General features: G+C 55.2%; 19 protein-coding genes. 9 read left to right on the top strand and 10 right to left on the bottom strand.

The window, feature by feature from the left end:
- Nucleotides 1-8: 8 nt before the first annotated feature.
- Nucleotides 9-776: a taurine ABC transporter ATP-binding subunit gene (gene tauB, locus LBW88_RS22985; RefSeq protein WP_224934414.1), complete on the bottom strand. Its 768-nt coding sequence runs from the start codon at nt 774-776 to the stop codon at nt 9-11.
- 10 nt (nt 777-786) lie between these two features.
- Entirely contained in the window at nt 787-1,767 is a 981-nt protein-coding gene (gene tauA, locus LBW88_RS22980; protein WP_414004108.1) for a taurine ABC transporter substrate-binding protein, read from the bottom strand.
- Nucleotides 1,768-2,000: 233 nt separating this feature from the next.
- On the opposite strand from tauA, the gene LBW88_RS22975 reads away from it, so the two are divergent.
- Nucleotides 2,001-2,981, top strand: a complete 981-nt coding sequence (locus LBW88_RS22975; RefSeq protein ID WP_224934410.1) for a LacI family DNA-binding transcriptional regulator — start codon at nt 2,001-2,003, stop codon at nt 2,979-2,981.
- A gap of 1 nt (nt 2,982) precedes the next feature.
- On the opposite strand, the gene LBW88_RS22970 is transcribed toward LBW88_RS22975, so the two are convergent.
- On the bottom strand, nt 2,983-3,585 hold the full coding sequence (locus tag LBW88_RS22970) for a LysE family translocator (RefSeq protein WP_224934408.1): 603 nt from the start codon (nt 3,583-3,585) through the stop codon (nt 2,983-2,985).
- A 60-nt stretch (nt 3,586-3,645) separates the two neighbouring features.
- Between LBW88_RS22970 and LBW88_RS22965 the strand changes: the two genes are divergently transcribed.
- From LBW88_RS22965 to LBW88_RS22955, 3 genes are all read left to right on the top strand, one after another.
- On the top strand, nt 3,646-4,662 hold the full coding sequence (locus LBW88_RS22965; protein WP_224934406.1) for a hydrolase: 1,017 nt from the start codon (nt 3,646-3,648) through the stop codon (nt 4,660-4,662).
- A gap of 2 nt (nt 4,663-4,664) precedes the next feature.
- The gene (locus LBW88_RS22960; RefSeq protein ID WP_034820041.1) at nt 4,665-4,883 is read left to right on the top strand and encodes a YheU family protein; all 219 of its coding nucleotides are present in this window, start codon (nt 4,665-4,667) and stop codon (nt 4,881-4,883) included.
- Nucleotides 4,884-4,944: 61 nt separating this feature from the next.
- Nucleotides 4,945-5,814, top strand: coding sequence for a phosphoribulokinase (locus LBW88_RS22955; RefSeq protein WP_100701775.1), 870 nt, complete (start codon nt 4,945-4,947; stop codon nt 5,812-5,814).
- A gap of 43 nt (nt 5,815-5,857) precedes the next feature.
- Here the strand turns inward: LBW88_RS22955 and LBW88_RS22950 are convergent, their stop codons facing one another.
- Entirely contained in the window at nt 5,858-6,262 is a 405-nt protein-coding gene (locus LBW88_RS22950) for an OsmC family protein (protein WP_224934404.1), read from the bottom strand.
- A 303-nt stretch (nt 6,263-6,565) separates the two neighbouring features.
- On the opposite strand from LBW88_RS22950, the gene crp reads away from it, so the two are divergent.
- A complete protein-coding gene (crp, locus tag LBW88_RS22945) occupies nt 6,566-7,198 on the top strand; it encodes a cAMP-activated global transcriptional regulator CRP (protein ID WP_003852956.1) in 633 nt (210 codons plus the stop codon).
- 58 nt (nt 7,199-7,256) lie between these two features.
- On the top strand, nt 7,257-9,332 hold the full coding sequence (locus LBW88_RS22940; RefSeq protein ID WP_224934402.1) for a YccS/YhfK family putative transporter: 2,076 nt from the start codon (nt 7,257-7,259) through the stop codon (nt 9,330-9,332).
- Here LBW88_RS22940 and argD read toward each other — a convergent pair whose 3' ends face one another.
- The 5 genes from argD to ppiA all read right to left on the bottom strand — a co-directional run bounded on the left by argD (nt 9,333) and on the right by ppiA (nt 12,676).
- Entirely contained in the window at nt 9,333-10,553 is a 1,221-nt protein-coding gene (gene argD / locus LBW88_RS22935) for a bifunctional acetylornithine/succinyldiaminopimelate transaminase (protein ID WP_224934400.1), read from the bottom strand.
- An 87-nt stretch (nt 10,554-10,640) separates the two neighbouring features.
- The gene (locus LBW88_RS22930) at nt 10,641-11,216 is read right to left on the bottom strand and encodes an aminodeoxychorismate synthase component II (RefSeq protein WP_224934398.1); all 576 of its coding nucleotides are present in this window, start codon (nt 11,214-11,216) and stop codon (nt 10,641-10,643) included.
- A 41-nt stretch (nt 11,217-11,257) separates the two neighbouring features.
- Nucleotides 11,258-11,851, bottom strand: coding sequence for a putative adenosine monophosphate-protein transferase Fic (locus LBW88_RS22925; protein ID WP_224934396.1), 594 nt, complete (start codon nt 11,849-11,851; stop codon nt 11,258-11,260).
- Nucleotides 11,841-12,005 carry a YhfG family protein gene (locus LBW88_RS22920; RefSeq protein WP_072016960.1) on the bottom strand — a complete coding sequence of 55 codons (165 nt, stop codon included), beginning with the start codon at nt 12,003-12,005 and terminating at the stop codon, nt 11,841-11,843. The genes LBW88_RS22925 and LBW88_RS22920 overlap by 11 nt, the downstream gene beginning before the upstream one ends.
- Before the next feature lie 98 nt (nt 12,006-12,103).
- On the bottom strand, nt 12,104-12,676 hold the full coding sequence (gene ppiA / locus LBW88_RS22915; RefSeq protein WP_100701782.1) for a peptidylprolyl isomerase A: 573 nt from the start codon (nt 12,674-12,676) through the stop codon (nt 12,104-12,106).
- 262 nt (nt 12,677-12,938) lie between these two features.
- On the opposite strand from ppiA, the gene tsgA reads away from it, so the two are divergent.
- Nucleotides 12,939-14,117, top strand: a complete 1,179-nt coding sequence (gene tsgA, locus LBW88_RS22910; RefSeq protein WP_224934394.1) for an MFS transporter TsgA — start codon at nt 12,939-12,941, stop codon at nt 14,115-14,117.
- A 95-nt stretch (nt 14,118-14,212) separates the two neighbouring features.
- Here tsgA and LBW88_RS22905 read toward each other — a convergent pair whose 3' ends face one another.
- Nucleotides 14,213-15,496: a cytosine deaminase gene (locus LBW88_RS22905; RefSeq protein ID WP_224934392.1), complete on the bottom strand. Its 1,284-nt coding sequence runs from the start codon at nt 15,494-15,496 to the stop codon at nt 14,213-14,215.
- A gap of 298 nt (nt 15,497-15,794) precedes the next feature.
- Here LBW88_RS22905 and nirB point away from each other — a divergent pair, with 298 nt between their 5' ends.
- On the top strand, nt 15,795-18,335 hold the full coding sequence (gene nirB / locus LBW88_RS22900; protein WP_224934390.1) for a nitrite reductase large subunit NirB: 2,541 nt from the start codon (nt 15,795-15,797) through the stop codon (nt 18,333-18,335).
- Nucleotides 18,332-18,658, top strand: coding sequence for a nitrite reductase small subunit NirD (gene nirD, locus LBW88_RS22895; RefSeq protein WP_224934388.1), 327 nt, complete (start codon nt 18,332-18,334; stop codon nt 18,656-18,658). The genes nirB and nirD overlap by 4 nt, the downstream gene beginning before the upstream one ends.
- Nucleotides 18,659-18,679: the final 21 nt, after the last annotated feature.

Genomic DNA, 18,679 nt, shown 5'->3' with positions numbered 1-18,679 from the left:
CACCGCGCTCATATAAACGCCTCCCGCTGGGAAAAGACCTGGTTCAACACGTATTCACGGCGTTCGATAAAAGCCGGGTCGGATTTGATGCTGCGGCACGGCTCACCGGCGGCAAAACGCTGACCAAAGTCGAGTTTGATGCGCTCCACCACGCGGCCTGGTCCCGGCGATAGCAGCACCAGCTCGCTGGCAAGAAACACCGCTTCTTCGATGTCGTGGGTAATCAGCAAAATCTGTTTGCCGGTATCCCGCCATAGCGTCAGCAGCAGGGTTTGCATCTGTTCACGAGTGAAGGCATCCAGCGCGCCAAAGGGTTCATCTAACAGCAGCAACTGAGGATCAGCCGCCAGCGCACGCGCAATCCCCACGCGCTGACGTTGACCCCCAGAGAGCTGCCAGATAAAACGCTTTTCCGCCCCTTCCAGCCCGACTTTGCGGATCAAGCGGCGGGCGATGGCATGGCGTTCCGCCTTCTCCATTCCCGCCAGCTGCAAACCAAACGCCACGTTATCGATCACGTTACGCCACGGCAGTAACCCTTCGTTCTGAAACACCACGCCGCGTTCCGCGCCCGGTCCCTTCACCGCTTTGCCATCTAACGTGATGCTGCCTGACTCCAGCGGCAGGAAACCGGCAATCAAATTCAGTAAGGTGGTTTTGCCACAGCCGGACGGTCCCAGCACCACCAGCAGGTCGCGTTGGTCCAGCTGCAGGTTGATATCCTGCAGCGCGGGTTGTCCGGCGTAACGTGCATTCAGGTTGGTGATGCTGAGCATACGGCCTCCGTTACTTCGTCAAAGGCGCAACAAAGCGCGTGGTGACGTAGCTGCTGTAGTCGTTAGCGGCATCCGGCACTTTGCCCTGCTCTTTCAGGAAGTGTGCGGTATCGACGATCGCTTTGTTCACCGGTTTACCCAGTTGTTCCACCTGCTGCTGTGCGGTCAGGTAGGTGTTCCCTTTTACCAGTACCGGTACATCCGCTTCGGGTACGCCACTCAAACGCGACAGCTTGCTAAGGTTATCGGGCTGCTTGAGCCACTGTTCTGGATTGGTGATGTAGGACTGCTGTGCCTCAATCGCGCTGCGGGCAAAGGCGGTGACGATCTCCGGATGCTGCTGGGCGAAATCTTTGCGCACTACCCACACATCCAGCGTCGGTGAACCCCATTTGCCCACCTGAGAAGAGTCGGTCAGCACCGTGCCATCTTTTTCCAGCTCGTTAACCGCCGGTGACCAGACGTAAGCCCCATCGATATCGCCGCGTTTCCACGCCGCGATAATGGCAGGCGGCTGCAGGTTCACTAACTGAACCTGCGAAGGCTTAATGCCCCAATGCTTGAGCGCAGACAGCAGGCTGTAATGGGTGGTGGAGATGAAAGGCACTGCGATACGTTTGCCGATCAGATCTTTCGGGTTGGTGATGGATTTCTTCACCACCAGCGCTTCGGAATTTCCGAGCTGTGAGGCCAGCAGGAAAGCCTCGATAGGCAGTTGCTGAGTCGCGGCGACCGCCAGCGGGCTGGAACCAATATTGCCGATCTGCACATCGCCAGAAGCCAACGCGCGCAGTACGCTGGCACCGCTGTCGAACTTGCGCCAGTCAACAGTCGCGCCGCTCTCTTTAGCAAAGGTGTTGTCGGCCTGCGCCACTTTGGCCGGTTCCGCCGAGGTTTGATACGCCACGGTGACATTCACCGCCTGCGCCTGAAAAGCCATCAGGGCCAATGCTGCCGCCACTGCTGTTACTGTTTTTTTCACTGCCATCATCATTCACCCCAATGTTATGTCGTGACGGCAGTTTCTCCAGCGGCGGTAATTTCATAAAGGAATTAAAAATTATCCCTAATGAAAATCCGTTCTTAGATCAACATCGGGCAAGGCTATGCGAAATGCGCAAATGCAAAGAAGGCGTAAAGACGGAAATATGTCACACGCTCACATAACGTCTGTGCTATTGATAGGCTTCTGATTTTTCACCTCTACTGGCGGTACTGAAATCCATGTCGATTGAGAAAGTTGCCCGTCTTGCTGGCGTGTCTAAAGCCACGGTTTCTCGGGTGTTGAACCAGCATCCCGGCGTGCGTACAGATACGCGAGAAAAGGTGTTGGCGGCCATCAATCACTGTGACTATCAGCCCAATCTGCTGGCCCGTCAGCTGCGTACTGCCCAGAGTCATATGTTGCTGGTGTTAATTTCAGACATCACTAATCCCTTCTGCTCACGCGTGGTGCAAGGCATTGAAGCTGAAGCCGAAGCACAGGGTTATCACATCCTGTTGTGCAATTCGGCTTCGCAACTGCCGCGCGAAGCTGCCTATCTGGCGCTGCTGAGCGGCAAAGTGGTGGATGGCGTCATCACCATGGATGCCGCCGCCTGTTTGCAGGAATTGAAAGGCATGATTGGCGACGCGCCCTGGGTACAGTGTGCGGAATATGATCCATCGATCCCGGCCTCCAGCGTCACCATTGATAATAAAGAAGCCGCATTCGAAACCGTGCGTTATCTGGCCATCAAAGGCCGCCGCCGCATCGCGCTGGTGAATTGTGATATGCGCTATCTCTATTCGCATCAGCGTGAAGCCGGTTATCGCGAAGCGCTGGAGCAGCTGGAACTGAGTTGGGGTGGCGTGGCTTACGCGGAAAACATTTCGTGTGAAGCGGGCAGTGCCGCACTGCGTGAACTGCTGGCGCTACCGGAGCGACCAGACGCCGTATTTGCCGTTTCTGATGTGCTGGCGGTTGGCGTGATCCATGCAGCGCTGGAAGCGGGATTACGGGTACCAGAGGATTTGGCGGTAGTAGGATTCGATGGCATTCCTTTCACCAGCAGCCTCAATCCGCCACTGACCACCATCGAACAACCAATGAATCGGCTGGGCGCACGCAGTGTTCAGCTGTTACTAAACCGCATCCGCCAGCCGCACAGTGAAGTGGTGCGTGAGGTGTTACCCTGGAAGCGCGTTGAACGCGCCTCCAGTTAACTTAACGCCAGATCAGCAGTACACAGGCTGCTGTCAGCGCACCCATCGCCAGATTGAAGATTTTCCACGCGCGCGGACTGCGCAGAAAACGGCCAATCATGGAACCAAATCCCATCCAGATAACACCGGAGACCACGTTGACCAGCGCCATGCCGATACTGATGGCAATCACCGAATGCAGATAGGCGTCACCCGCAAGGCTAAAGCTGGCCACCGCACCCAACGCCATCAGCCAGGCTTTCGGGTTGATCAGCTGTAACAGGCCACCCTGCCAGAACGGCATCTGTTTCACCGTCGCGTCTTCGGTTTCCAGCTTCTCGTACTCGGCGGTGGCGATTTTCCACGCCAGCCACAGCAAGTAGAGGCTACCGGCAATCTTCAGCACCAGATGCAGCGAAGGATAAAGCAGGATCAAGCCGCCGATGCCAAATGCCACCATCAGCAACATGACTTGCATACCAATCATGATACCAATGAGCAGCGGGATGGTGCGCAGGAAGCCAAAATTAGCACCTGAGGCGGTAAGTAACATATTATTGGGCCCTGGCGTGATGGCAGCGACCCAAAGAAAACCTAACATTGATAAAAAAAGACTCAGTTCCATGTATATTCGGGTGCTCCTCACCCAGTAAAGCGAACAACCCATCGAAGCTATCAGCGAGTTATGCATCAGACAAGCCTTTACCCAAGCTATTTTGATCGCCTGAACGGCGAGCGATTTACACCGCTGCGCGGATTCAGTAACGCGCATCTGCAAACACTGCTGCCGCGCATACTGCGTCGGCGCGTAACCTTGCGCCCGCACTGGCAGCGACTTGACCTGCCGGACGGCGATTTTGTCGATCTCGCGTGGAGCGAAGACCCGGCACAGGCACGCCACAAGCCGCGTATGGTGATGTTCCATGGCCTGGAAGGCAGCTTCCGTAGCCCATATGCTCATGGCCTGATGCAAGCGTGCCAGGCCCGTGGCTGGCTGGCGGTGGTGATGCACTTTCGTGGCTGCAGCGGCGAGCCGAATCGCCTGGAGCGCATCTATCATTCCGGTGAAACCGAAGACGCGACTTATTTCCTGCACTGGCTACAGCGCGAATGGGGCACGGTGCCTACTGCAGCAGTGGGCGTTTCACTCGGTGGCAATATGCTGGCCTATTTATTGGGCATGCAGGGGAATGATGTGCCTGTGGATGCAGCCGTCGCGATTTCGGCTCCCTTTGCGCTCGAGCCCTGCAGCGAAAAGCTCGATGCCGGCTTCTCTCGTTTCTATCAGCACTATTTGCTGACCAAGCTGAAACAGAATGCCACGCGCAAACTGTTGGCCTGGCCCGGCACGTTGCCCGTTGAACTGAGCCAGCTACGGGCATTCCGCCGTATTCGTGAGTTTGATGATGCGATTACCGCCCGCGCGCACGGTTTTCTGGATGCCAACGACTATTATCAACGTGCCAGCGCCATGCCCTTGCTCACGGGCGTGCGCAAACCGTTGCTGATCATCCATGCTAAAGACGATCCCTTTATGACTGATGCGGTGATCCCGCAGCCGGAACAGCTGTCGCCTTCGATTGAATATCAGCTGACGCAAAAAGGCGGTCACGTTGGCTTTGTCGGCGGTACGTTAATGAAGCCAAAAATGTGGCTGGAACAACGTGTGCCTGACTGGCTCTCAACTTATCTGGATGTGTGATCGTGATTATTCCCTGGCAAGAACTTGAAGTCGCAACGCTGGAAAACCTGATTGAAACCTTCGTGCTGCGCGAAGGCACCGACTACGGTGAGCAGGAGCGCAGCCTGGAACAGAAAGTGGCCGACGTGCGCCGCCAGCTGGAACGCGGGGACGTCGTTCTGGTGTGGTCGGAACTGCATGAATCCGTCAACATTATGCCGAAAGGCGAATTTCGCGGTTAATGCACCGCACGATAATTCGTGGTAACAATGCTCATCGCCCGACCTCACAGGGAGTTCTGTTATGTCAGCCAGGCATCCAATCATTGCCGTGACCGGTTCAAGCGGTGCCGGTACTACCACCACCAGCGTTGCCTTCCGTAAAATATTTCAGCAGCTGGATTTGCACGCTGCGGAGCTGGAAGGTGACAGCTTCCATCGCTATACCCGTCCCGAAATGGACATGGCGATCCGTAAAGCGCGCGATCTGGGTCGCCATATCAGCTATTTCGGCCCGGAAGCCAACGACTTCGGTCTGTTAGAACACACCTTCAAGCACTACGGACAAACCGGGTTAGGTGAATCGCGCAAATATCTGCACACCTATGATGAAGCTGTACCCTGGAATCAGGTGCCCGGCACCTTCACGCCCTGGCAGCCATTGCCGGAAAACACCGATGTGTTGTTCTATGAAGGGCTGCATGGCGGCGTCGTCACGCAGCAGCAGAACGTGGCGGAGCATGTCGATCTGTTGGTCGGTGTGGTGCCGATCGTCAACCTGGAGTGGATTCAAAAGCTGGTGCGCGACACCGGCGAGCGTGGCCATTCGCGCGAAGCGGTGATGGATTCGGTGGTGCGTTCGATGGAGGATTACATCAACTTCATCACGCCGCAGTTCTCACGCACCCATATCAACTTCCAGCGCGTGCCGACCGTTGACACCTCCAACCCGTTTGCCGCACGTGAAATCCCTTCGCTCGATGAAAGTTTTGTGGTGATTCACTTCCGTGGACTGGAAGGCATTGCTTACCCTTATCTGCTGGCGATGATCCAGGGCTCGTTCATTTCACATATGAACACGCTGGTGGTGCCGGGCGGTAAAATGGGTCTAGCGATGGAGTTAATCATGACGCCACTGGTGCAGCGGCTGATTGAAGGTAAACGGATTGAATAATCCAGAAATTCTGTAGCGGCGGCCGTTTGGCCGCCCGCTGATGCTATCGCTCAATCACTTCGTAACTGTGCGTCATTTTCACACTATTGCCGAGCATGATCGCCACCGAGCAATACTTCTCCGCCGACAGATCGACAGCCCGCGCGACCGCTTTATCGCTTAGCGCCTTGCCGCTAACGATAAAATGCAGGTTGATTTGCGTGAAAATACGTGGCGCTTCTTCACGGCGCTCGGAGGTGAGTTTCACCTCGCAGTCAGCCACGTCATTTCGACCCTTTTGCAGGATCGACACCACGTCAATCGCGCTACAGCCGCCAGCTGCCATCAAAACCATCTCCATCGGGCTCGGCGCTTTGTCGCCCGAGTTACCGTCCATTAATACCTGATGGCCTGATGAGGATTCTCCGAGAAAGGTCAGCCCTTCCACCCATTTCACTCGTGCCTGCATTATTCTTTCTCCTGAAGTGGCGGTTTTGCCGCCAGAGTACGCTTTCACTTGATAAACAGCAATCCAGACACATCTGCCCTTTGCTGAAGCGAGACAACAGAAGACAGCTTGCAAAAGCTGTGCTACAAACAGTGCTGAAAATATTTTCGTCATAACAGACGAAGGCGGGAAGAATCAAAAGCGTAGCTTAAGAATCACCCGGAAATAATTTTCCTTTACTGGAAGCGCTCTACGATTACACCGCCTGACAGGGAAAACTGCCCCCTGTATTTTGGGCACGATTACAACAGAGGATAATAGCGAATGGTTCTCGGCAAACCGCAAACAGACCCTACACTCGAATGGTTCCTGTCCCATTGCCATATTCACAAATATCCGTCCAAAAGCACGCTCATCCATCAGGGTGAGAAAGCGGAAACGCTGTACTACATCGTGAAAGGTTCCGTCGCGGTACTGATCAAAGATGAAGAAGGCAAAGAGATGATCCTCTCCTACCTCAATCAGGGAGATTTCATCGGCGAACTCGGCCTGTTTGAAGAAGGTCAGGAACGTAGTGCCTGGGTACGTGCGAAAAGTGCCTGCGAAGTGGCTGAAATTTCCTACAAAAAATTCCGTCAGCTGATTCAGGTAAACCCGGATATTTTAATGCGACTCTCGTCGCAAATGGCGCGTCGTCTGCAAGTCACCTCCGAGAAAGTGGGCAACCTTGCCTTCCTCGATGTGACGGGCCGTATCGCGCAAACGCTGCTTAATCTGGCTAAACAACCAGATGCGATGACTCACCCGGACGGGATGCAAATCAAAATCACCCGTCAGGAGATTGGTCAAATCGTGGGTTGCTCACGCGAAACCGTGGGTCGTATCCTGAAAATGCTGGAAGATCAGAACCTGATCTCCGCACACGGTAAAACCATCGTCGTCTACGGCACCCGCTAATTTCTTATCACCCACGGCGTGATGGCAACATCGCGCCGTTTTTGTTTACGATGAGCTGATGTGGCGCCGAATCATCTATCATCCTGAGGTCAACTACGCACTGCGGCAAACGCTGGTGCTGTGCCTGCCTGTGGCTCTTGGCTGGCTGTTTGGCGATCTGCAAAAAGGCCTGCTCTTCTCCTTAGTCCCAGCCTGCTGCAACATGGCGGGTCTCGATACCCCGCATAAACGCTTCTTCAAACGCCTGATTGTCGGCGGCTCCCTGTTTGCCACCGCCAGTTTTTTGATCCAATTTCTCACCAGTGACGCGATTCCTTTACCGCTGATCCTGTTCGTGCTGCCGCTGCTGATAGGCGTGACCGGCGAAATCAGCCCGTTGCACGGCCGTTTGCTGCCCGCCACACTGATTGCCGCCATTTTTAGCCTCAGCCTGGTAGGACGCATGCCCATGTGGGTGCCGCCGCTACTGTATATCGGTGGCACGCTATGGTACGGCCTGTTTAACTGGTTCTGGTTCTGGCTGTGGAAAGAGCAGCCGATGCGTGAAACCCTCAGCCTGCTGTATCGGGAATTGGCGGATTACTGCGATGCCAAATACACCTTGCTGACGCAGCTCACCGATCCGGAAAAAGCGTTACCGCCGCTGCTGGCGCGCCAGCAAAAAGCCGTCGATCTGATCACCACCTGTTATCAGCAAATGCATATGCTGTCGGCCAGTCGTGATAACAGCCACAAACGCCTGACGCGCGCGTTCCAGGTGGCGCTGGATTTGCAGGAACACATCTCGGTGAGCCTGCACCAACCGGAAGAGGTGCAGAAGCTGGTGGAACAGAGTCACGCCGAAGCGGTGATCCGCTGGAATGCGAAAACCATCTCTGCGCGCCTGCGTCTGCTGGCCGATGCCATTCTCTATCATCAGTTGCCCGATCGTTTTCACATGGAGAAGCAGCTAGGTGCGCTGGAGAAGATTGCGCGTCAAAACCCCGATAATCCGGTGGGTAACTTCTGCTATTACCACTTCAGCCGTATCGCCCGCGTGCTGCGCACCCAGAAGCCGTTGTACACCCGTGACCTGATGGCCGATCGCCAGCGCCGTTTGCCGCTGTTTCCGGCGCTGCGCAGCTATCTGTCGCTGAAATCCGCCGCATTGCGCACCGCCGCGCGTATCTCGATGATGCTGATGTTTGGTAGTGCGCTGGCGCTGTTCTTCAATATTCCCAAGCCCTACTGGATTTTGATGACCATTATGTTCGTCAGCCAGAATGGCTACAGCGCCACACGGGTACGCATTCAGCACCGTGCGTTGGGCACCTTTGCCGGATTGCTGATCGCGGCCGGTTCGCTGCAGCTGGCGGTGCCCGAATCGATCACCTTGCTGTTTATGCTGGCCATCACCCTCGCCAGCTATCTGGTGACGCGCAAGTATTACGGCTGGTCGATGATTGGCTTTACCGTGACGGCAGTGTATTCGCTGCAGCTGCTGTCGCTGAACGGTGCGCAGTTCCTGTTACCGCGCATGATGGATACGCTGATGGGCTGCCTGATCGCCTTTGCCGGCATGATTTGGCTATGGCCGCAGTGGCAGAGTGGCTTGCTGCGCAGCAACGCACATGATGCACTGGATGCCTACCAGGAAGCGCTAAGAATGCTGCTGGGGCCGGAGCAATCCCCCGAAAAGCTGGCGTATCAACGCATGAAGGTTAATCAGGCGCACAATGCGCTGTTCAACTCCCTGAATCAGGCATCCAGCGAGCCGGGCTTTAATGCGCAGTACCTGAAAGATATGCGCATGTGGGTGACGCACAGTCAGTTTATCGTTGAGCATCTCAACGCAATGACCATTCTGGCGCGTGAGCACACCATGCTGACGCCTAAACTGGCGGAGCGTTATCTGCAATCCTGTGAAATTGCGCTGCAGCGCTGTCAGCAACGTCTGGCGTATGACGGGCCAGGCAATGACAGCAATATTCTGGAAGCGCCGGAGAATCTGAATGAGGGGCCGGTGACGATTGTGGAACAGCATGTGAAGCGGATTCTGCAACATCTGAACGTCATGCACACCATTTCTTCACTGGCGTGGAGCCAGCGGCCACATCATGGCAGCTGGCTCAAAGTACTGCGCCCGAAAAGCTAATCAGGCAGCCAGCACTTTCTCAATGGCTTTGGCGAAGCGCGCCATGCCTTCTTCGATATCGGTCGGTTCGATCACCAATGACGGCACGAAACGAATCACATCGGTGCCGGCGGTCAGGATCATCAATCCTTCTGCGGCTGATGCGTTGAGAATGTCGCGCGCCTTGCTGGCGTGCTGCGGTTTCAGCGCTGCCCCAATCAGCAAACCTTTGCCCCGAATCTCACTGAACAGATCGTATTTGCTGTCGATCGCCTGCAGCGCTTCAACGAACTGCTGACGACGGGCTTCCACACCACCCAGCACTTCAGGGGTGTTGATGATGTCCAGTGCGGTTTCGGCAATCGCACAGGCCAGCGGATTGCCGCCGTAGGTGGTGCCGTGCACGCCGGGCGCCATCACTGAAGCGATTTCATTGGTGGTCAGCATCGCGCTCACCGGGAATCCGCCGCCCAGCGCTTTCGCGGTGGTAATGATGTCTGGCTTGATGCCGTAATGTTCGTAGCTGAACAGCTTACCGCTACGACCCATGCCGCTCTGCACTTCATCCAGCACCAGCAACGCGTTGTGCTCATCACACAGTGCACGCAGGCCCTGCATAAATTCCTGCGTCGCCGCCACCACGCCACCTTCGCCCTGAATCGGCTCGACGACAATGGCGCAGGTGTGATCATCAATCACCGCTTTCACCGCATCCAGATCGTTAAACGGCACATGCACGATATCCGCCGGTTTGGGACCAAAGCCATCGGAGTATTTCGGCTGGCCGCCGACGGAAACGGTAAACAAGGTACGGCCGTGGAACGCATTGTGGAAGGCGATGATTTTGCTTTTAAACGGGCTGTGTTTTTTGCAGGCGTAATAGCGTGCCAGCTTGAAAGCAGCTTCGTTGGCTTCCGCGCCGGAGTTACCAAAGAACACGCGATCGGCAAAGGTCGCGGCAATCAGTTTACTCGCCAGACGCAGCGCAGGTTCATTGGTGAACACGTTGCTGGTATGCCACAAGGTTTCGCCCTGCGTTTTCAGCGTTTCCACCAGCGCCGGATGGCAATGGCCCAAAGCAGTCACCGCGATGCCGCCGGAGAAGTCGATATACTCTTTGCCCTGCTGATCCCAGACTCGGCTGCCTTTACCTTTCACCGGCACAAACTGCGCTGGTGCATAAACAGGCAAAATCACGTTATCGAACGTTTCCCGGGTTACCGCTAGTTTTTCCGCTGCCATTGCCGACCTCATTGGGTTATTTATTGAGCTTAAGTGAAATTATAATCACAAAATATGCATAAAAAATCACACGAAGGCAAACATAAGTTACGCGTTGAGGAAATTAGCCAACAGTTGATGGCCTTGCTCGCTGAGGATACTTTCAGGATGGAACTGCACCCCTTCCAGCGGCAAAGTGCGGTGGCGGAAGCCCATGATCTCATCGGGCTCGCCATCACGCAGGCTCCAGGCTGTCACTTCGAATTCTGCGGGCAGCGTATCGCGCGCCACAATCAGTGAATGATAGCGCGTGACGGTGAGCGGATTATTAAGGTCGCGAAATACGCCTTGATGAGTGTGCTGGATAACAGAGGTTTTGCCATGCATCACCTGACGTGCACGCACGACCTGTGCACCGTAGGCTTGCGCAATCGCCTGATGGCCGAGGCAGACACCGAGAATCGGCAAGCGTCCGGCAAAATGGCGGATGGCGTCCAGAGAAACACCGGACTGATCCGGCGTACAGGGGCCGGGGGAAATCACCAAATGGGTGAGTGGCAGCGTCTCCATCTCCGCTAGCGTGATGGCATCGTTACGCACCACGCGCACTTCTGCGCCCAGCTCACAGAAGTACTGGTAGAGATTCCAGGTGAAGGAGTCGTAGTTATCAATTAACAGCAGCATAGTGCCCTCAGGCCAGTCAAACCGCCGCTATTCTACGCATTTTAGCGTGCAGGGCTCACCACTTTCGCAAACTGCGCCGTCAGCGATGCCAAATCCCCCGACACACCGTTAAACAACGCGGTACGCCACGTCTCTCGCTCCAGTTTGTCCCACGTCAGCAGGTAGCCGGCATGCAGCGCCAGCTGTTCGAAGAAAATGCGCTGCGTGCGGTCATTGCCCGCGCGGAACGGATGCAATACGTAGATCTCACAGTAATAATGCGCCAGCCGCGCGACAAACTCATCCTGCGTCAGGTTTGTCAGCTGTTGCTCATCTTCCAGCGCGCTCATCAACGCATTGCCCTCTTTCTCGATGTATTCGCAATGGCAATAAGGCGTCTCATCACGCCAGATATCGATGCTACGCAACTCCCCCGCCCAGCTGTAGAGATCCTGAAACAGCGTGCGATGAATGTGGCATAACCACGGCATGCCGGTACTGCGCGGGCCGAGTTCCAGTGTCGCCAGACGTGCAGCGCTAAAGGCCAACTCCGCTTTAAGCAGTTGCGCTTCATCATGAATATCGAGACGATTTTTCAGCACCGTGTCGTTGTGCCAGACGTAAGGGTCGCGCACCGCCAGACTGTTATCCGCCATATTGCCTCCTTAGTGACTCAAGTCGCTCTTCATGCTGCTCAGCGCTGATATCGCTGAGTACGTAGCCGGCAAGACGGCAGCTGGCCTGATAACTGGCCATGCGGCGCTGTTGCCACAGGGTGGCTTTCTGTTTTTCGGTGAGTTGGCTGGTCATTGCGCCTCCGACAAGCAATTTGCCCTAAGTATAAGAGCAAATTTTAGCTTTGCCGGAGAGCAGCAGAACGCGCCAGCGAGCAGCGGCGCGTTAAATCATTAAGGCAGGACTTTAGCAGACAGGATAACAATCGGTTTTGACGGCACATTTTGGTACGGGCCGACATCTTTGGTAGGCACCTGAGCAATCTTGTCGATCACATCCTGACCTTTCACAACTTTACCAAATACCGCATACCCGAAGTCACGTTGGCCGTGATCGAGGAACGCGTTATCCGCGACGTTGAGGAAGAACTGGCTGGTGGCGCTATCTTTATCTGCAGTACGCGCCATCGAGATGGTGCCACGCAGGTTACGCAAACCGTTATCGGCTTCATTCTTGATGGGTGCCACGGTCTGCTTCTGCTGCATATCCGTAGTGAAACCGCCGCCCTGAACCATGAAACCAGGAATCACGCGGTGGAAGATGGTGTTGTTATAAAAACCGTTGTTGACGTAGTCGACAAAGTTTTTCACCGAGACCGGGGCTTTCTGGTTGTTCAGTTCGAGTTCGATATTGCCCGCAGAGGTGGTGAGCAGCACATGAGTATCCCCTTTGGCTGCCAGAGCGGTAGCGGATACAGAAGAGAGCGCTAACAGGGCGACTGCCGCTGTCAAAGTACGTTTAAACATGAAAGATTCCTTACCATGGAGTGCAAGCTCAAAAACGAGATCGATTGTAAAGAGCAAGTTATACAAGAGCCAGCGTTTTACCGATATTTACGCTGATGTTGCGATTGTCATACTTTCTGGGGCGCGCAATCATTTGCGTGATGAAAATCACACTATTAATGAAATATTTCGCGCTCGTTACACTCGTTGTTTATTAAGATCACAGTTGCATTTACAATTCATGACACTTTTTGCCAATCCCGGCGCTTCACAGGTTCAGAACATGACAAACCGTAATCGCATTGGCCTTACCTGGATCAGCTTTTTCTCCTACGCGCTCACCGGCGCGCTGGTGATCGTTACCGGTATGGTACTGGATAATATTGCCCAATATTTCCAGTTGCCCATCTCAGAAATGAGCAACACCTTCACCTTCCTGAATGCCGGTATCCTGGTGGCGGTATTCCTTAACGCCTGGCTGATGGTGATTGTGCCGTTGAAACGCCAGCTGATCTTTGGCTTTGTACTGATGATCCTCGCGGTGGCGGGCCTGATGACCAGCCATAACCTGAGCGTCTTCTCGCTGTGCATGTTTGTGCTCGGTGTGGTCAGCGGTATCACCATGTCGATCGGTACCTTCCTGATTACCCATCTGTACGATGGCCGTCAGCGTGGTTCGCGTCTGCTGTTTACCGACTCCTTCTTCAGCATGGCCGGTACCATTTTCCCGATCATCGCCGGTGTGTTGCTGGCTCGCATGCTGCCGTGGTACTGGGTTTACGCCTGTATTGGTGTGATTTACATCGCCATCTTCGTCCTGACGCTGATGGTGGAATTCCCTGTGCTGAAAAGCGAAGCTGCCGTACAAGGTGGCGAGAAAGAGAAATGGGGCATCGGCGTGCTGTTCCTGTCGATTGCGGCGCTATGCTATATCCTCGGTCAGCTGGGCTTCATCTCCTGGGTGCCAGAGTATGCGACCAAATCGATGGGTATGGATATTTCGGCAGCCGGTCAATTAGTGGGTAACTTCTGGACCGCGTACATGGTCGGCATGTGGGTGTTCAGCTTCCTGCTGCGCTTCTTCGATCTGCAGCGCATCCTGATGGTATTGGCGGCACTGGCGACGGGTTTAATGTACTGGTTTGTCACCACCAACGACGCCAGCATGCTGCACTGGATCATCATGATTCTCGGCTTCAGCTCCAGCGCCATTTACACCACCATCATCACGCTCGGTTCGCTGCAAACCAAAGTCTCTTCGCCGAAGCTGGTGAACTTTATCCTGACCTGCGGCACCGTTGGCACCATGTTGACCTTCGTGGTCACCGGCCCGATTGTGGCGAAAGGCGGCGCACATGCAGCGCTCTCTACCGCCAATGGCCTGTATGCCGTGGTGTTTGTGATGTGTGTGCTGCTCGGCTTTGTGACTAAACATCGCCAGCACGGCCATGTGACGCACTAACGAGTGATATGCAGGGGCGTACTAAAGGTTCGCCTTTGTTGCCTGGTGCAGTATTAAGAGAGTGCGCAGTGATGCGCACTCTTTTTTTGCAGCGATTATCGCCGGAACGTCACTGCTTCCGTCTCACCTAAATAGATTTCGCTGCTCGCGGGCTGCGTTGCCGCCACCACACTTCCCTGACGGATCGAATAGCGCACGGGCACTTGTCTGCGCACCGCATCAAAGCCGCTCTCAGCTGGCAGAATGATCAGACTAGCATGGTCACCCACCGCCAGGCCGTAATCCCTCAATTGCATGGTTTTCGCGCTGTTGGTGGTGATCAGGCTCAGGCCGTTGTCGATCTGCTCGTAGCCCATCAACTGGCAAACATGTAATCCCATATGCAGCACTTGCAGCATGCTGGCCGTACCCAGCGGATACCAGGGATCAAACACATCATCATGGCCAAAGCAGACGTTAATATCGGCTTCCAGCAACTCCTTTACCCGCGTGATACCGCGACGTTTGGGATAGCTGTCAAAACGTCCCTGCAGATGAATATTCACCAGCGGATTGGCGACAAAATTAATCTTCGACAGCTTCAGCAAGCGGAATAAGCGCGAGGTGTAGGCATTGTTGTAGGAATGCATCGCCGTGGTGTGGCTGGCAGTCACACGTTCACCATTGCCATCACGATGTGCCAGTGCCGCCACGGTTTCGACAAAGCGCGACTGCTCATCATCGATCTCATCACAGTGCACATCCACCATGCGGTCATAGCGGTTGGCGAGCGCGAAGGTTTTGTGCAGCGATTCCACACCGTACTCGCGCGTGAACTCAAAATGCGGAATGGCGCCTACCACATCTGCGCCGAGTCGCAACGCCTCTTCCAGCAGGGCTTCACCGTTGGGATAGGAGAGAATCCCCTCTTGCGGAAACGCCACGATTTGGATATCGATCCATGGCGCCATTTCCGCTTTCACTTCCAGCATCGCTTTTAACGCGGTCAGTGTGGGATCGGACACATCAACGTGAGTGCGCACATGCTGAATGCCGTTGGCAATTTGCCACTTCAGCGTCTGCTGTGCGCGTTGCTTCACATCTTCGTGACTGAGCAGCGCTTTGCGTTCGGCCCAGCGTTCAATACCTTCAAATAGCGTGCCGGATTGATTCCAGGCGGGCTGCCCGGCGGTTTGGGTGGTGTCGAGATGGATGTGTGGTTCGATAAATGGGGAACTTGCCAGTCCGCCTTCGGCATCCAGCGCATCATCCTGCTGCGTGATTTGCGGTGGCTGGAGGCGTAATGCCGTTATTTTGCCGCCGTTGATTTCCATCTGCCACAGACCCTGCTGGCCCGCCAGACGCAGGTTGTTAATCCACTTCAGTGACCGGTTCGCCATGCCTTCCTCCTGTTTCAAAGCAACAAGTTAAGCTAGCACGAAAATCCGTCCGTCAGCCTCATAGGTTTTTGGACTGCCAAAATCACCATCCGAAAACGTCCTCTGCTCAGTTTGCTGGTGCAGCACTGATGGCGACCGACGCAGCACAATATCCAACCAAATAAGCCACTTATCAATTTCTTTCGAAATCAATTACATACCTCGAAATGGGTATATAGCGGTGCGCTTGATGTGCATCAATAAGCGCCTGATGCAGCGCGCTATCGTAAGCGCAGATACCGCAATTTTTGAGGCAAGCATGAGCAAGCACAGTGTCGTGATTATTGGCAACGGCATGGTGGGCCACCGCTTTATAGAAGAACTGATCGACAAAGCCGAGCCCGGCCAATTCGCTATTACCGTCTTTTGTGAAGAACCGCGCGTCGCCTATGACCGCGTCCACCTTTCCGCCTATTTCTCCCATCACACCGCTGAAGAGCTGTCGCTGGTTCGCCCCGGCTATTATGAAAAACATCAGGTCAACCTGCTGATCGGTGAACGGGCCATTACCATCAACCGCGACGAAAAACTGATTCACTCCAATACCGGTCGCGCGGTGCATTACGACACGCTGATATTCGCCACCGGCTCTTATCCGTGGATACCGCCGATCAAAGGCTCAGAGGGTAGCGACTGTTTTGTCTACCGCACCATCGAAGATCTCAACGCCATTGAAGCCTGTGCGCGCCGCACTAAACGTGGTGCGGTGATTGGGGGTGGATTACTCGGCCTGGAAGCCGCAGGAGCACTAAAAAATCTCGGCATCGAAACCCATGTTATTGAGTTTGCGCCGGGGTTAATGGCCGAGCAATTGGATGTGCAAGGCGGCGAACAGCTACGCCGCAAAATCGAGCAGATGGGTGTGCAAGTGCACACTGGCAAAAACACTCAACAAATTGTGCATCACGCCAAAGGCGGTAAGACGCTGGAATTTGCGGATGGCAGCGCGCTGGATGTCGATTTCATTGTGTTCTCCACCGGCATTCGCCCACAAGACAAACTGGCGAAACAGTGCGGGCTGGATCTCGGCCAGCGCGGTGGTATCGCCATTGACGATCGCTGCCAAACCAGTGATACCGCGATTTATGCGATTGGTGAGTGTGCCGCCTGGCAGAACCGTCTTTTCGGCCTGGTGGCACCCGGCTACAAAATGGCACAGGTCGCCAGCGATGTGTTGCTGGGACGTGAGAATGTCTTCTCTGGCGCCGATATGAGCGCCAAACTCAAGCTGCTGGGCGTGGATGTCGGCGGCATTGGCGATGCGCATGGCCGCACGCCAGGTGCGCGTAGCTATATGTGGCTCGATGAACAGAAACACATCTACAAGCGCCTGATTGTCAGTGAAGACAATCGCACACTGCTTGGCGCGGTGTTGGTGGGTGACACCAGCGATTACGGCAATCTGCTGCAGCTGGCACTGAATAACATCGCGCTGCCTGAGAATCCCGAAGGTTTGATTCTGCCTGCAGGCAGCGGTGAGAAGCCGGTATTAGGCGTCGATTCCCTGCCGGATAGCGCGCAAATCTGCTCCTGCTTCGATGTCAGCAAAGGCGATATCGTCAAGGCGGTGCAAGGTGGTTGCCACACCGTGGCGATGCTAAAAAGCGAAACCCGCGCCGGCACTGGCTGCGGCGGTTGTATTCCACTGATCACCCAGGTGCTCAACGCGGAGCTGAGCCGTCAGGGCATCGAAGTCAACAATCACCTGTGCGAGCACTTCCCCTACTCACGCCAGGAGCTGTATCACCTGATTCGCGTCGAAGAGATCGCATCCTTCGATGCGTTGCTGGCGAAATACGGTCAGGGTTATGGCTGTGAGGTGTGTAAACCCACTGTGGCGTCGCTGCTGGCCTCCTGCTGGAACGACTATGTGCTCAAGCCTCAGCTGGCACCGCTACAAGACAGCAATGACCTGTTCCTCGGCAATATCCAGAAAGATGGCACCTACTCGGTGATCCCGCGCTCACCCGGCGGTGAAATCACACCTGAAGGTTTAATGGCCATCGGTGCCGTGGCCCGTCAGTACAATCTCTACACAAAAATCACCGGTTCACAGCGCATTGGCCTGTTTGGTGCCCAGCGCGACGATCTGCCCGCCATCTGGTCCCTGCTGATTGATGCCGGGTTTGAAACCGGTCAGGCGTATGCCAAAGCGCTGCGCATGGCGAAAACCTGCGTTGGCAGCAGCTGGTGCCGTTTCGGTGTGGGCGACAGTCTGGGCTTCGGCATTGAGCTGGAGAATCGTTACAAAGGCATCCGCACACCACACAAAATGAAGTTTGGTGTCTCAGGCTGCACCCGCGAATGCGCGGAAGCGCAGGGTAAAGACGTCGGCATCATCGCCACGGAGAAAGGCTGGAACCTGTATGTGTGTGGCAACGGCGGCATGAAACCGCGTCACGCCGATCTGCTGGCGGCGGATCTGGATCGCGATACCCTGCTCACCTACCTCGATCGTTTCATGATGTTCTATATCCGCACCGGCGATCGCGTGCAGCGCACCTCGCTGTGGCTGGAAAGCATGGAAGGCGGTATCGACTATCTGCGCAGCGTGATTGTTGACGACAAACTCAGCCTCAACGCGCAGCTGGAGAGTGAGATGACGCGCCTGCGCGGCAAAGTCGAATGTGAATGGGCCGCAACCGTCAAGGATCCGCAGCAGCAAATCCACTTCAGCACCTTTATCAATAGCGATCAGCGCGACCCGCTGGTGCAGCACATTAACCAGCGCGATCAGCATCGTCCGGCACGCCCTGCCGAGCGTATTGCGGTCACCCAGATTGAGGAGATCGACGCATGAGCCAGTGGCACTCAGTATGTGAACTCGAGCAAATCCTGCCTGCCACCGGCGTCTGCGCGCTGGTGAAAGGTCAACAGATTGCCATCTTCCGTCCACGAGACGATGAGCAACTGTATGCACTCAACAACATCGATCCTTTCGCCGAGGCCAGCGTGCTGTCACGTGGCCTGATTGCAGAGCACCAGCACACGCTATGGGTCGCCAGCCCGCTGAAAAAACAACGCTTCCGCTTGAGCGATGGCGTCTGCCTCGAAGATGCATCCCGATCGGTGGCGAGCTATCCGGTGCGCGTCACTGCGGGCCTGGTCGAAGTGTGCGCCTGACAGAATGCCTTCACTTTATGA

Source organism: Pantoea sp. alder81 (assembly GCF_020179835.1).
GTDB lineage: Bacteria > Pseudomonadota > Gammaproteobacteria > Enterobacterales > Enterobacteriaceae > Pantoea.
Note: the sequence above shows the minus strand (reverse complement) of the source record. Positions and strands in the feature narration are given on the sequence as shown.